The following is a 14837-nucleotide window of genomic DNA, read 5'->3' as shown; positions in this document are numbered from 1 at the left end:
CGATCTTCCGCACGCTGCGGACGGCAGGGATCGTGGATGCCGATGCTGACGGCATCCGTCTCACCGTCGATCTGCAGCCGAACTTCGCCCTCAACCAGCCGCTCTCCCCCTTCGCGCTCGCCGCGATCTCCCTTCTCGACCCCGACGCGAGCGCCCTGGCGACCCCTTCCGTCCCCACGAACTCCGCAGAATCGCACGAACTCCGCAGTCCTGAGCCAGAATCCTCCGAACCTGGCGCGAATCTGCGAACGTCGGGTGCCACGACCACGGCCGGCACTGGCCACTACGCGCTGGATGTCGTGAGCGTGATCGAGGCGACCCTGGATGACCCCCGCGCGATCCTCTCGCAGCAGGAGTTCCGCGCGCGGGGTGAAGCGGTGGCGGCCATGAAGCGCGACGGGCTCGAGTACGACGAACGGATGGCGCTGCTCGAAGAGATCACCCACCCGAAGCCGCTGGCAGAGTTGCTTGCCCAGTCGTTCGCGGTCTTCGCGTCGAGCCAGCCGTGGGTCCTCGATTTCGAGCTCTCGCCCAAGTCAGTCGTGCGAGACATGTACGAGCGGGCGATGTCGTTCGGGGAGTTCGTCTCGTTCTACCAGCTCGCCCGCAGCGAAGGTCTGGTGCTGCGCTACCTCTCGGATGCCTACCGTGCCGTCCGCCAGACCGTGCCCGCCGAGGCGCACACAGACGACCTGCTCGACCTCATCGAGTGGCTCGGCGAGCTGGTCAGGCAGGTTGACTCGTCGCTCGTGGACGAGTGGTCGGCGCTGATCGATCCGGCGGCCGACCCCGAAGCGCCGGTCGTGCCACCCGCGCCGCCGTCCGTGCTCACCAACCGCCGGGCCTTCACCGTGCTCGTGCGCAACGAACTGTTCCGCCGGGTGCAGCTCGCGGCCCTCCAAGACGACGACGCGCTGGCAGAACTCGATCCGGGCGTCGACTGGTCTGCGGCGATGGATCGGTACTACGACGAGCACGACGAGATCCTCACGGGCGGTCCCGCGCGCTCGCCGCAGCTCTGCGTCATCGATACGACGGATGCCGACACCTGGCGGGTCGAGCAGATCATCGACGACCCCGCCGGAGACCATGACTGGCGCATCCGTGCCGAGGTGGACCTTGCGGCATCCGTCGAGGAGGGAACCGCTGTCGTTCGCGTCACTGAGGTCGTGCGGCTGTGAGCGGCGACGGTGCTGGCCGTGGCAGCGTCAGCGGCGCCGGATACGGTGGAGCGGTGAGCACGCCCGAAGACCCCTACGCCGATCTGGTGTGGGATCCCGACGATCTCGCGCCACCTCCCGACGGCGAGGAGCCGCCCGAGGACTGGGCGCCGGCCGCCGCCGGCATCCAGGCCGCACCTGCGGCTCCCGCCCGCTCGTTCGCAGGTGCAGATCCGCTCGCCGTGCTGGGCGAGGTGTACGGATACGACTCGTTTCGCGCCGACCAGGCCGACATCGTCGACCATGTCACCGCGGGCGGGGATGCCGTCGTCTTGATGCCGACCGGCGGCGGCAAGAGCATCACGTACCAGGTTCCCGCGCTCGTGCGCGAGGGCACGGGCCTGGTGATCTCGCCCCTCATTGCCCTCATGCACGACCAGGTCGAGGCGCTGCGCGCCAACGGCGTGCGAGCTGCGGCGCTGAACTCCACGCAGTCAGCGCCCGAGCGCGCCGACACCGAGCGCGCGTACCTGAGCGGTGAGCTCGACCTGCTCTACGTCGCCCCCGAGCGTCTGTCGGGCGCCGCGACGACGGCACTCCTGCAGCGCGGGCGGCTGAGCGTCATCGCTATCGACGAAGCCCACTGTGTGTCGCAGTGGGGCCACGACTTCCGACCCGACTACCTGGCTCTCGGTGATCTCGCCGAGCGCTTTCCCGGTGTCCCCCGCATGGCGCTCACCGCTACCGCAACGCGTGAGACCCACCGCGAGATCACCGATCGGCTTCGCCTTCCCGACGCCCGCCACTTCGTCGCGAGCTTCGATCGTCCAAACATCCAGTACCGCATCGAGCCCAAGACCGACGTGCGCCGCCAGCTCACCGCGTTCGTGCGCGCCCAGCCCGCCGGCGCATCCGGCATCGTCTACGCCCTGAGCCGCAAGAGCGTCGAGCAGACCGCGGCGTACCTGCGTGGTCAGGGTATCGACGCACTGCCGTACCACGCGGGGCTGGATGCCGCCATCCGTGCCGCGAACCAGCAGCGGTTTCTGCGCGAAGACGGCGTCGTCATGGTCGCGACTATCGCCTTCGGGATGGGCATCGACAAGCCCGACGTCCGGTACGTCGCCCACATCGACCTGCCGAAATCGGTCGAGGGCTATTACCAGGAGACCGGTCGGGCCGGCCGCGACGGTGAGCCGTCGGTGGCGTGGATGGCGTACGGCCTCGCGGATGTCGTGCAGCAGCGGCGCCTCATCGACGGCGGCGAGGGCGATCTTGCCCGCAAGCGCCGCCAGCATCAGCACCTGGATGCCATGCTCGCCCTCTGCGAGACCGTCGAGTGCCGGCGGGTGAATCTGCTGGGGTACTTCGGCCAGCCCGCCGAGGCCTGCGGCAACTGCGACACGTGCCTCGAGCCGCCCCAGACGTGGGACGGACTCGTCCCGGCCCAGAAGCTGCTCTCCACGATCGTGCGCCTCCAGCGCGAGCGCGGCCAGGCGTACGGGGCGGGGCAGCTCATCGACATCCTGCGCGGCGCCGACACCGAACGGATCCGCCAGCTCGGTCACCAGAGCCTCGCGACCTACGGCATCGGGTCCGACCTGTCAGACCAGGACTGGCGCAGCGTCGTGCGCCAGCTCCTTGCCCGGGGCATCCTGGTCGCCCGCGGTGAGTACGGCACGCTCGCTCTCGGCGAGGCGGCTGGCCCCGTGCTCAAGGGCGAACAGGCGGTGCCCCTTCGGCGCGATGTCGCTGGACGCGTGGGATCGGCGCGCGTGCGCAAGACCGCCGCGACTGATGTCGCCCCGGCTGACCGCGACCTCTTCGAGGCGCTGCGGGCGTGGCGGGCCGAGACCGCGCGCGAGCAGGGAGTGCCCGCCTACGTCGTCTTCGGCGACGCGACCCTGCGCGCGCTGGCCGCCACCCGCCCGACCTCGGCCGCGGGACTCGAGGGGATCACCGGCATCGGGGCGAAGAAGAAGGATGCCTACGGCGACGCCGTCCTCGCCGTCGTCGCCGCTCACGCCTGACTCGACAACCCGGAGGCGTTCAGTCCCGCAACGAGCCAGTGCGAGGCGCCCCGTAGGCTGGCCCCATGACCCGACCCGGCACCGCGATCGTTGTCATGGGAGTCAGTGCGAGCGGCAAGTCGGTGGTCGGGATCGAGATCGCCCGGCGCCTCCACCTCCCGTTCGTCGACGCCGATGACCTGCATCCAGCCGAGAACGTCGCGAAGATGTCGCAGGGCATTCCGTTGACGGATGCCGACAGGATGCCGTGGCTCGACCTGGTCGGCGACCGGCTGGCGCTGCGCTCCACGGGCGGAGAGGTGCCCGACAGCGCCGTCGCAGAGGCGTCCGGTGTCGTCGTCGCGTGCTCCGCGCTGAAGCGGTCGTATCGGGATCGCCTGCGCGCACGTGCTCCTCACACGGTGTTCGTCCACCTCACCGGTGATCCGGAGCTCCTCAGCGCCCGGGCGCTCGCCCGCACCGGACACTTCATGCCCCCGGCGCTGCTGGCCTCGCAGCTGGCCACGCTCGAACCGCTCGGTGACGACGAGGCGGGCGTGGTGGTCGATGTCACCGAGGCTGTGGCAACGGTCGCCGAGCGCGCCGTGGGGTGGGTGCAACGCGAGGGGAGCGAGTGAGGCGGCATCCGGCTGGAGGCTTCCGGAGCGCCCTGTCGCAACACCACAACCATCCGGTCCGACGTCGTCGACCCTTGTTGTAGGCATCGTGAAGCGATTTGAGCCGTCTTTGTGGGATGCCTACCGTGGACCCTGACGTTCTCTTCCCCCTCATCGAGAGGTGATCTCATGGTCGACGCTGCTGTCCGTCCGTCCGAAACACCCACCGCCGAACCGCACATCGACGCCGAACTGGTCACGCGGATGCTGCTTGGCACGTGGGCTGACACCCGGCGCGAAGCCCGCGAGATGATCAAGGACCCGGCGTTCTGGCAGATCAACGGCCTGTCTATGCAAGAGCACCGCGAGCGGGTCCTCAGCCAGCTGCATCTGTTGGTTGACGCTGGCGGATCCCGCCGCGCATTCCCCAAGAAGTACGGCGGGCTCGAAGACAACGGGGCCAACCTCGCCGGCTTCGAGGAGCTCGTGCTTGCCGACCCGAGCCTGCAGATCAAGTCGGGCGTGCAGTGGGGGCTGTTCGGCTCGGCGATCTATCAGCTGGGCACCGAGAAGCACCACGACAAGTGGCTTCCCGGCGTCATCTCGCTCGACTTGCCCGGGGCTTTCGCGATGACCGAAACCGGGCACGGATCGGATGTCTCGGCGATCGGCACGACGGCGACCTATGACCCCGAGACCGAAGAGTTCGTCATTCATACTCCCTTCCGCGGAGCGTGGAAGGACTACCTCGGCAATGCCGCGCTGCATGGCAAGGCAGCGACGGTGTTCGCACAGCTGATCACCGGCGGCGTGAACTACGGCGTGCACTGCTTCTTCGTGCCGATCCGCGACGACGAGGGCACCTTCCTGCCGGGTGTCGGCGGCGAGGATGACGGCGTCAAGGGCGGGCTCAACGGCATCGACAACGGTCGCCTGCACTTCGACCAGGTCCGCATCCCGCGCGAGAACCTGCTGAACCGCTACGGCGATGTCGCGCCCGACGGCACCTACTCCAGCCCGATCGACAGCCCCGGCCGACGCTTCTTCACGATGCTCGGCGCGCTCGTGCAGGGGCGCGTTTCGCTCGACGGCGCCTCGACGTGGGCATCCGCCCTCGCGCTCACGATCGCGGTGACGTACGGCAATCAGCGTCGTCAGTTCGACAACGGTGCTGGAACCCCCGAGGTCACACTCCTGGACTACGGCAAGCACCAGCGTCGGCTGCTGCCCCGGCTCGCGCAGGTCTACGCGCAGGCCTTCGCGCACGACGAGCTCCTGCAGATGTTCGACGGCGTCTTCAGCGGTCGCACCGACACTCCCGACGAGCGCGAGGATCTCGAAACGCTCGCCGCGGCGCTGAAGGCGCTCTCGACCTGGAACGCGCTCGACACGATTCAGGAGGCGCGCGAAGCCTGCGGCGGCCAGGGCTTCCTCGCCGAAAACCGCCTCACCGCGCTACGCGCCGACCTCGACATCTACGTCACCTTCGAGGGCGACAACAACGTGCTGCTGCAGCTGGTCGGCAAGCGGCTGCTGTCGGACTACGCCAAGCAGTTCAAGGGCAAGGATGCCGCATCCCTCGCCCGCTTCGCCGTGGGTCAGACTGCCGGCAACGTCGTCCACGGCGCGGGTCTGCGCCAGTTCGGCCAGGTCGTCACCGACTTCGGCTCTACCGCTCGCGCTGTCGAGCGCGGGCTTCGGGGCGACCAACAGCACGAGCTGCTCGGCGACCGCGTCCAGCAGATGGTTTCCGACATCGCCGGGCGGCTGCGCCCGGCTTCCAAGATGTCGAAGACGGATGCCGCGGCCCTGTTCAACGAGAACCAGGCCGAGCTCATCGAGGCCGGTCGCGCCCACGGTGAGCTGCTGCAGTGGGAGGCGTTCACGGATGCCGTGAACCGCATCGAGGATGCCGACACCAAGCAGGTGCTCACGTGGCTGCGTGACCTGTTCGGCCTGACCCTCATCGAGAAGCACCTGTCGTGGTATCTCATCAATGGGCGCCTGTCGAACCAGCGAGCCGCTGCAGTCACCCGGTACATCGACCGGCTGCTACGCCGGCTGCGGCCCCACGCCCAGGAGCTCGTCGACGCGTTCGGGTACGAACCCGAGCATGTTCGCGCACCCATCGCGTCCGGTGCAGAGCAGGCGCGTCAGGACGAGGCTGCCGACTACTACGCGCGCCAGGCAGCCGACGGGTCGGCACCGATCCCCGAGAAGGTAGCCAAGTCCGGTCGGTGAGGCGCGGCGCTCGCGCGCAGCGCCCCACCTCGCCGCGCTAGGCGACGCTCTGCGCTGCCTTCTCGATCACATCGGCGACGGCATCCGGCTGCGACAGGAACGGCGAGTGGCTCGAGGCAAGTCGCGCGGTCTGCGATCCTGCCCGTGTTGCAAGGGCTTCCTGTGCCACCACCGGGAAGACCGTGTCGTCCTCGGTGATCAGATAGGTGGTGGGCCGGTCGCGCCAGGCCACCTGGGTGAGCGTGTCGGAGAACGGCTGCACCGCCTGCGAGAGCAGTCGCGAACTCGCGCGGTCAGCCTCGTCCTGGCTCATGTCGTTGAAGAAGAGCGTGTGCGGGGGTAGCTCGTCGTTGCCGGCCGTTGACAGCGGGCCATCGATGACCCACCAGTCCGGCGCGACCCCGCCGACCGCACCCAGCAGTGACTCGCCCTCGTCCAGCGCGAAGGCCGCGATGTAGACGATGTGGGCGACCTTCGGGTCGGTGGCGCCTTGCGTCGTCGGAACACCGCCGTACGAGTGCGCAACGACGACAACCGGGCCATCGATGCTGTCGATGGCTGCGGCGACGGCATCCGCGTCATCCTGCAGTGTGAGCGTCGCCTTGTCGTCGGCGTGCACGGTCGGCAGATCAACGGTTTTCACGGTCCAGCCGCGATCGATCAGGATGCTGGTCAGCGGTTCGAAGGCCCAGGAGCCGTGCCAAGCGCCGTGGACCAGGAGCAGAGTAGGGCGGGACATCAGTGTCCTTTCTCGAGGGATCGGGTTAGGGTCTCAACGTATTCGCGAGTGTCCGCGCGGGCAGTGGCGCCCGGTGCGAAGGAGTGGCGATGGCTGCAGAGTGGGGCCCGACGATCCAGGGATCCACCAGAGGGATGCCCGGATGGAGCGGTCACGACCTGTTCTGTGATGCCATCGCGGAGGTCTACGTGGGCGTCCTGCCGCGGCGCCCCGAGCGGCCGAGCTTCGACGCCGACTTCGCGACGTACGACCTGGGTGATGCATCGCTCGGGATGATCGACACGCCGGCAGTGTGGGCCGACCGCACGCGGAGCTCGATCCGCCACGTGCCCGACGACGCGCTGTTCATCAATCACAGCACGACACCCTGGGGGTTGCAGCAGGGTGGCCGGGAGTGGGCTACCGGGGCGGCATCCGCCCTCGTCTTGGACAACGCTCAGCCGTTCACGGTGACGGTGGGCGAGAACCGGCGGCTGCGCCTGTCATCGCTGCGTGTTCCGCAGTCCCTCGTGGGGCGTCGTCTCGCCGAGCCCGAGGCTCTCAATGACGCCCTGAGCCGTGGCGGTGTCGGCGCCCTCCTCGGGACCCAGATGGGCATGCTCGCGGCTGCCACGAGAGCGCGCCTGGCAGGCGCCGCCACCGCCATGGTCGACACGGTTTTGGAGCTGCTCGACGCGGCATCCCGCGGCGTCGCTCCGCCTGACCGGGTGGCGACCATGAAGGCCTATGTGGAGAGCCGGCTCGCTGATCCCCGACTCGGGGCGGCGGAGGTCGCCCGCGCGTTCGGGTGCTCGGTTCGGACGGTCCACGAGCAGTTCGGGCGCGACGGCACCACGCTCGGCTCCTACCTTCGCGCGGCGCGACTGGACCGGGCCCGTCAGATGCTCCTGGCTCCCGCACCACGCACGCGCACCATTGCGGCAATCGCGCGGGAGTGCGGATTTGCCGACGTGGGGACTTTCCACCGCGCCTACCGTGCGCGCTTCGGGGTGAGCCCTGCAGCAGACCGGTGACCCGCGCCTCCGCTGGCGCGCCCCGGATGTCGGCGGCGGACCCTAGCCTGTGAGCATGAGTTCCGAGATGGTCCGCACCGATCTGGTCATCGAGGACGACGGTCTTGCCCGCTGCGGCTGGGTCGGTGCTGATCCGGAGTACATCCGCTATCACGACGAGGAGTGGGGCCAGCCGCTGCACGGTGACCGCGCTCTGTTCGAGAAGATGAGCCTCGAGGGCTTTCAAGCGGGGCTGTCGTGGATCACGATTCTGCGCAAGCGCCCGCGTTTTCGCGAGGTGTTCGCGGGGTTCGAGCCCGAGGCCGTCGCGGCTTTCGACGAGCACGACATCGCGCGCCTCATGACGGATGCCGGCATCGTGCGCAACCGGGCAAAGATCGAGGCGACGATCTCTAACGCAAGGCTCGTGACGGAGATGGCGCCCGGGGAGCTCGACGCGCTGCTGTGGTCTTTCGCTGTGCCAGGCGATGAGCGGCCACGCCCCACAGGGCTGAGGGAGCTGCCCGCCACCACCGCGGCATCCGAGGCCCTGAGCCGCGCGCTGCGGCGCCGCGGGTTCCGATTCGTCGGGCCGACGACGATGTACGCCCTCATGCAGTCGGCCGGGATGGTCGACGACCACCTCGACGGGTGCTGGCGAGCCGCCTGAATCCGGCTCTGGAGCCGCTACCGCGGCGTTTCGGCGTCGGGGTCTGTCAGCTCAGGTGTGGCAAGCGCGACTCCCGTTTCGATCAGGTGCGGGGCGTCATGGTCGACGACCTTCACGATCACCCCGCGGCGGCGCAGCTCAGCCACGGTGCGGATCTCTTCCCCGACATCTCGCCCCAGAGCGTGCACCGTGGCAACCACGACGACATCACCGCGGCGCAGGCGCCCGAACAGGCGGGCCAGTCGGTCCTCCCACGACTCGAGGGTCTCGGGCGACGGATGGCGAAAGTTCTCGATGGGAACACCGAACCGCGTCAGCGCGTCGCGCTGGCTCACCACCGGCGGCATCCCCTCGCGGGAGACCACGACACCGACCAGGCGCGCGTCGGAGGGGCGCGCTCGCCACCACGCGCTGTCGGCGCGTTGCGGGGCGAAGCACGTCGGACAGTCCGCCGCCTGGTGCGCGCCGGGGGATGCCGCGACGGGCCCGCCGTGATCGTCAGTCATGGAGGCCTCCACGGCTATTGTGCCTGACGGTGTCGACACTGGCGCCACTGGTGTCGTATCAGTCCGCGCTCTCCAGTCGCAGTTCGACGTTCAGCTGCGAAGCGTCGAGCTCGGCAAGGGCCCGACGCAAGGCTGCGCTGCCGAACTGGCCGCCGCCGCTCAGCTCGATGAGTCGCTCCCGGCGCACCCTGATGAGGGCGAGCCGCAGCTCGAGGATGTCGCGCGCTTCCTCATCCTCTGCTTCGCCGGACTGCAGGAACAGGGGCCCGACCCGCTCGGTGAACTCCGCCGCGAACGGCGAACCGTCGCGGCGCGTGAGTGACCCGTCATCGGCAGCCATGAGTGCAGCCTGGTGCATCTCGCGCGCGAGCCGCTGCTGCTCGGATCGCACGAGGTTCTCGTCGTCTTCGTTGGAGACGCGGAGGAGTCGCACCAGGGCCGGGAGAGTGAAGCCCTGCAGCATGAGGCTGGTCAGCGCGACGGCGAACGCGACGAAGATGAGGAAGTGTCGGGAGGGAGCGTCGGCGGGCAGTGTCTGGGCCGCCGCGAGGGTGACGACGCCCCGCATCCCCGACCAGACGATGATCGTCCCGTGCTTCCATCCGAGGGGTGCGGCTCGGTAGTAGTTCAGGTCGGACATGGCGCGAGAGATCCGACGGCGGAAGCCGGCGAGGCGACGGTTCCAGCCGGCCTCGGTGATGTGGCGGCCGCGGTCTCCATACTGCTCGGGACCGCCGGCTTCGATCTCATCGATCCGGTCTGAGATGGCGTTCAGTCGCTGGGTGCGCCTGGGATGCAGCCGCCGCCCCTGCCCCCAGACCAGCAGCGCGACGTATCCGGTCCGGACGACGAGCAGGATGCCGAAGGCCGCCCCCGCGATCCACAGGCCGTGAGCGATGCCGTGGATGCCGTTGGCGGTGCCCGTGACGATCTCGCTCATTTCGAGACCCATGATGAGGAAGACGCCTCCCTCGAGGAGGAGTTCGACGGTATGCCAGGTGACGCGGTCGGACATGCGCTGTTCGGGCGTGAACCAGCGAGCCGCGCCCTGGCCTGTGACGATTCCCGCGACGACGGCGGCGACGAGTCCCGACCCGCCCAGCTCTTCAGTGGGGAGGTAGGCGACGAAGGGAACGATGAACCCGGCTGCCGTGGTTGCTGCCGAGCTACGCAGCCATGATCGCAGGCGGAGGTTCGCGTAGCCGACGATCGCGCCGATCACGATCGCGATGAAGACTGCCCAGAAGAACCCGCCGACCGCGTCGATGGCCGGCGGAGCCTGGCCGGTCGAGGCGATCATGACGAATGCGGCCACTGCCGAGTTCAAGATCACCAGTGCGCTCGCGTCGTTGAGCAGGCTCTCTCCCTCGAGCATCGTCACGACCCGTCGGGATACGCCCAGTCGCTTGGCAACCGCCGTGGCGACGGCGTCCGTGGGGCTGAGGATCGCACCCAGAGCCAGCGCCAGGGGATACCCGAGATCGGGGATCGCGAAGTAGAAGAACGTGCCCAACACGAACGAGCTCACGAACACGAGCACGACCGCAAGGCCCGCGATCGGGAGGAGGTCGCGGCGGAACTCGACAGCGGGGAGCGAGACAGCCGCCGAGTAGAGCAGCGGTGGCAGCACGCCCACCAGGATCCATTCCGGGTCGACGCTGATGTCGGGAAGGAACGGGAGGTAGCTTGCGACGATCCCGACCAGCACGAGAAGGAGCGGCCCCGCAACCTTGATGCGCGGGGCGACGCGGGCTGTCATCGCGACGACGAGAACCCCGCCGATGACGAACAGGAACGCGTCTCGTGTGGTCACAGCAGCCCTCGTGCGGCGACAGCGTCGCGCTCCGAGACCAGCTCGGCAACGGAGGCATCGATGCGCGCCCGTGCGCGCGCATCGACCTCGAGCCCCTCGATGATCCGGTATCCGGCGCCATCCGATGACACCGGGAACGAGCAGATGAGGCCCTCCGGGACGCCGTACTCGCCGTGGGAGACGACCGCGGCAGAGGTCCACGCGACTCCCGCGGTCTCGTCCCGGACGTGGTCGATCGCGGCAGCCGCGGCGGATCCCACCGAGGAGGATCCGCGGACGTCGATGATCTCGGCGCCGCGCTTCGCAACCCGGGGGATGAAGGTGTCATCCAGCCAGGTCAGCGCCGCATCCTCTCCGCCGAGTCGCGCAGCCAGGGCGGCACGTGCCGGCATCCCGTCGACGAGGGCATGGTCGACGTCGGGGAACTGTGTCGCCGAGTGGTTGCCCCAGATCGTCATCCGCTCGATGCTCGCCGCCGGCCGGTCCAGGGCACTGGCGACTTGCGCAACGGCACGGTTGTGATCCAGGCGGGTGAGCGCCGCGAACCGCTCGGCCGGGACGTCGGGCGCGGATGCCGAGGCGATCAGCGCGTTGGTGTTCGCCGGGTTTCCGACCACGAGCACCCGCACATCGTCGGCTGCCACTGCGCCGATAGCGGCGCCCTGCGGCCCGAAGATCCCGGCGTTGGCTTCGAGGAGGTCAGCGCGTTCCATGCCCGCCGTTCGCGGGCGCGCCCCGACAAGGAGCGCGATGTTGCAGCCGTCGAAGCCGGCGTGAGCATCGTCGGTGACCTCGACGTCGGTCAGGAGCGGGAACGCGCCGTCCATGAGTTCGAGCGCGGCGCCCTCGGCGGCCCTCATCCCCTGCGGAATCTCCAACAGTCGCAGCCGCACCGGCCGGTCGGGCCCGAGCATGTCGCCGGCGGCGATGCGAAACAGCAGCGCGTAGCCGATCTGGCCGCCTGCGCCGGTGATGGTAACTGTCGTGGGCGTCGCGTCGGGAGCCATGACCCAGAGCGTAGTCGTCGGCCTCGTCTCAGGTTGGTCCGATGGTCCCACTTCAGGGAACGCGTGAGGTCCTGCCGGGGTTCTCCCGGCGGAGGAGATCGGCCGCGATCTCGCCGATCACCATGGCCGGGCGTGCGTGTGACCGCGGATGATCGTCGGCATCACCGAGGCATCGGCCACGCGCAGGCCCGAGACGCCGCGCACGCGCAGCTCCGGGTCGACAACCGACGCGGCATCCGTCCCGATCCGGGCAGTGCCGACGGGGTGGTAGAGCGTGTGCGAATAGCGGCGCAACGACAGCTCGATGCGCTCGGCGCTGGTCATCCGCTCGCCGCCCTCGGGCTGCACCCAGCTGCCCGTGGTGACGGCGCCCAGCGCCGAGGTCGCGATGAGTCGCTCGCACACCTCGAGGCCGGCGCGCAGTGTCGCGGCATCCGTGCCCTCGGGGTCGCTGAGATAGGCGGGGTCGATCAGCGGGTGCGTGTGAGGATCGCTAGAGGCGAGACGGATGCTGCCGCGACTGCGCGGGCGCAAGAGAATCGCACCGACAGTGATGCCTTCGCCCGGGAGGGGAACGAGGCCCTCGCCGACGTAGGGCGCGGCGGCGAAGATGATCTCGATGTCGGGGAGGCCCTCGGGCATCCCTGCGCGGGATGCGACATCGGTGCGCACGAACCCGTACGCCTCCGCGACGTTGGAGGTGAGCATGCCGCGTCGGGTGGCGAGGTAGCGCAGGAGCTCCGATGGGCGCTCGGCGCCGTACAGCGTGCCGGCTATGGCGGCAGGGGCGAGCCCCGCCACGAGGTGGTCCTGCAGATTCTTGCCGACCTCGGGGGAGTCCACGAGGGTGCGGATGCCGACCTCGGCGAGCTCATCTGCCGGCCCGACACCCGAGAGCATCAGGGTCTGCGGGGTGTTGATCGCGCCGCCGCACAGGATCACCTCGCGCCGAGCGCGGGCGTGGCGGGTCGTGCCGGCGATGTCGACGTAGACCCCGGTGGCCCGCGGCTCGCCATCGCTGGCGTCCGCGAAAGTCACGCGACGGACGTGAGCGTTCGTGACGACGCGCAGGTTCGGCCGTGCCGCGGCGGGCCGAAGGTAGGTGTCGGCTGTCGAGGCGCGGGCGCCGCGATGCTGGGTCACCATCGTCTGCGAGAACCCCTGCCCTGTGGGGAGGTTTGCCTCGGTGATGTCGTATCCGAGTTCGCGAGCGGCTTCGAGGAATGCTGCTGTGTGGGGCCGCGGGTCGCGCTGTCCTTCCACCGTTTGCGGACCCGACCGCCCGAGCGAGGAGTCGACGGCATCCTGCACGTTCTCGATGCGGCGCAGCACTGGCAGCACGGCATCCCACGACCAGCGCTCGCCCGCGGCCTCGGCCCACTCGTCGTAGTCGGCGGCGAACCCGCGCACCCACATCATCGCGTTCAACGACGATGAACCGCCGAGGGTCTTGCCGCGGGGCCAGAAGATCCGGCGACCCTCGAGTTCAGGCTGAGTGACAGTGTCGTAGCCCCAGTCGTAGGCACTGCGGAACAGCTTCTTGAAGGCTGCCGGAACGTGCAGCTCCAGGGCGCGGTCGGGGCCTCCCGCCTCCAGCAGCAGCACCGTGACGCAGGGATCCTCGCTCAGGCGAGCGGCGAGGGTAGCTCCTGCAGAGCCTGCGCCGACGATGATGTAATCGGCCTCCAACTCGCCGCCGCGTTGCGGCGCGCGCCGCGGGCGCCCGCCGGTCACGACCGGAACGCCGACTCGAGGATGCCGAGCAGAGTCGTCAGGCGCGGACGGATGCGGAACCGCGTGAGCAGTCGCCCCCCGTCTGCCGCGCCGGGGCTCGTGACGAACCAGGGTGGGCGGGGAAGCGCCGAGAACGTGCCGGGTCCGATTAGCGCACCGGTCGAACGGGGGAACGGTCGGAACGGCCCGCGCATCACTCCCCGTTCAACGTCATCCAGCAGCAGTGCATTGTGGACGACGCCGATGCCGCTTTGGACGTCTTCGAGGGTCCCGCCGGGATACGCGCCCCACGGCATCGTCGGGATGCCGAACGCGACACCGGTCCAGGTGTTGATCGCCACCGTGCCGTAGCGAAGCTCCGCGACCGCGTGCTCGAACCCGTCGCCGAGGGCTGCCTCGGTGTCGGGATCGATGAGGAGGTTGGCGCCGAGGGTCCCGGTCAGTCGCGCGTTCGCGTACTCGACAGCAGCGTCGAGGAACTCCTGGCCATTGCCGGGAAGCGTAACGACGCCCAGGGCCGGTACGAAGTACTCGGTGGTCTCCATGGGTGTCGGGTCGGCATCCGTGCCCACCTCGATGACCGCGCGGGTGTGGCCAGACGACCAGCGCGCACCCGGGTATTCGTCGGCCACTTCGGCCAGACGCGCCTGCGCTCCGGGGTACCACACGGGCCGCTGCGGTGCGCGGGACATCGCCGCCTCGACCTCGGCGAGGAATCGCTCGCGCTGGGCCCAATCCGCGCTGAGGATCACGACCTGCCCGGCGACGCAGTTGTGACCGCTGTTGTGCAGGCGCATTGTCGCGACGTGCTCGGCCTGGAACCGCAGGTCAGCATCCGACCACTTCCCGGGAACGACGATGATCGGCGATACACCCCCGAGTTCGGCGGTGATCGGCACCGATAGTCGGGGGCGGGCGCGCCGCTTGCCCGTCGCAGTGCGGCCGAACACGACCGTCTCGAACGTGCGAGCTGCTCCCGTGATATGGACGTGATCGATCCCGGCGTGCTCGGTGAGGGCAGCGCCGACCTCGCCGCCTCCCTGCACGATGCGCAGCAGCCCGAGCGAGATGAGAGGCGCCAGGGCGCGGCCGAACACCGGAGCAAGCGGGTCCTGTGTCGGGTTGATCTTGAGGATGCTGACCCGGTTGTGGGCGATGAGCTCGTAGAGGACGTCGAGTACCGGGATCGAGGTGATGTTGCCTGCGCCCAGGACTAGTCCTACCCCGCCGGAATCATTGGGCAGGAGCTGGCCAAGACCCGCCTTCCGCTGCGCGTCAGCGAGGGTCACGCCCGGGCGCAACCACACTTCGCCCGAGAAGCCGGAGACGAGTAGGCCATCGACAGCGCT

The 14837-nt window shown here is 69.2% G+C and carries 12 protein-coding genes; 6 read left to right on the top strand and 6 right to left on the bottom strand.

Translation table 11 applies throughout. The features are described 5' to 3' along the window. From B3587_RS06825 to B3587_RS06810, 4 genes are all read left to right on the top strand, one after another. A partial coding sequence (locus tag B3587_RS06825) for a DUF3516 domain-containing protein (RefSeq protein WP_292727398.1) occupies window positions 1-1181 on the top strand: 1181 nt, incomplete at its 5' end. Window positions 1182-1234: 53 nt separating this feature from the next. Beyond that, window positions 1235-3190, top strand: a complete 1956-nt coding sequence (gene recQ, locus B3587_RS06820; RefSeq protein WP_292727396.1) for a DNA helicase RecQ — start codon at window positions 1235-1237, stop codon at window positions 3188-3190. A 65-nt stretch (window positions 3191-3255) separates the two neighbouring features. After that, window positions 3256-3807, top strand: coding sequence for a gluconokinase (locus B3587_RS06815; RefSeq protein ID WP_292727394.1), 552 nt, complete (start codon window positions 3256-3258; stop codon window positions 3805-3807). A gap of 168 nt (window positions 3808-3975) precedes the next feature. Continuing rightward, complete coding sequence (locus B3587_RS06810; protein ID WP_228179342.1) at window positions 3976-6027, top strand: acyl-CoA dehydrogenase; 2052 nt, start codon at window positions 3976-3978, stop codon at window positions 6025-6027. A 37-nt stretch (window positions 6028-6064) separates the two neighbouring features. Here B3587_RS06810 and B3587_RS06805 read toward each other — a convergent pair whose 3' ends face one another. Next, entirely contained in the window at window positions 6065-6766 is a 702-nt protein-coding gene (locus tag B3587_RS06805; protein ID WP_292727392.1) for an alpha/beta hydrolase, read from the bottom strand. A gap of 89 nt (window positions 6767-6855) precedes the next feature. Here B3587_RS06805 and B3587_RS06800 point away from each other — a divergent pair, with 89 nt between their 5' ends. Further along, window positions 6856-7779 carry an AraC family transcriptional regulator gene (locus tag B3587_RS06800; RefSeq protein ID WP_292727390.1) on the top strand — a complete coding sequence of 308 codons (924 nt, stop codon included), beginning with the start codon at window positions 6856-6858 and terminating at the stop codon, window positions 7777-7779. A gap of 55 nt (window positions 7780-7834) precedes the next feature. Beyond that, window positions 7835-8428: a DNA-3-methyladenine glycosylase I gene (locus B3587_RS06795; protein ID WP_292727389.1), complete on the top strand. Its 594-nt coding sequence runs from the start codon at window positions 7835-7837 to the stop codon at window positions 8426-8428. Window positions 8429-8445: 17 nt separating this feature from the next. Here B3587_RS06795 and B3587_RS06790 read toward each other — a convergent pair whose 3' ends face one another. From B3587_RS06790 to B3587_RS06770, 5 genes are all read right to left on the bottom strand, one after another. Further along, window positions 8446-8934, bottom strand: coding sequence for a recombinase family protein (locus tag B3587_RS06790; RefSeq protein WP_292727387.1), 489 nt, complete (start codon window positions 8932-8934; stop codon window positions 8446-8448). Window positions 8935-8992: 58 nt separating this feature from the next. After that, window positions 8993-10747, bottom strand: coding sequence for a cation:proton antiporter (locus B3587_RS06785; protein ID WP_292727385.1), 1755 nt, complete (start codon window positions 10745-10747; stop codon window positions 8993-8995). Further along, window positions 10744-11754 (bottom strand): malate dehydrogenase, encoded by a 1011-nt coding sequence (locus tag B3587_RS06780; RefSeq protein WP_228179337.1) that lies wholly within the window; start codon window positions 11752-11754, stop codon window positions 10744-10746. Before B3587_RS06780 ends, B3587_RS06785 begins: the two co-directional genes overlap by 4 nt. 117 nt (window positions 11755-11871) lie before the next feature. After that, on the bottom strand, window positions 11872-13488 hold the full coding sequence (locus tag B3587_RS06775; RefSeq protein ID WP_292727382.1) for a GMC family oxidoreductase: 1617 nt from the start codon (window positions 13486-13488) through the stop codon (window positions 11872-11874). After that, window positions 13485-14837 (bottom strand): aldehyde dehydrogenase family protein (locus B3587_RS06770; protein ID WP_292727380.1); only part of this gene is annotated, 1353 nt, incomplete at its 5' end. The genes B3587_RS06775 and B3587_RS06770, both read right to left, overlap by 4 nt.

This window comes from Microbacterium sp. UBA837 (assembly GCF_002296025.1).
Taxonomy (GTDB): domain Bacteria; phylum Actinomycetota; class Actinomycetes; order Actinomycetales; family Microbacteriaceae; genus Microbacterium.
Note: the sequence above shows the minus strand (reverse complement) of the source record. Positions and strands in the feature narration are given on the sequence as shown.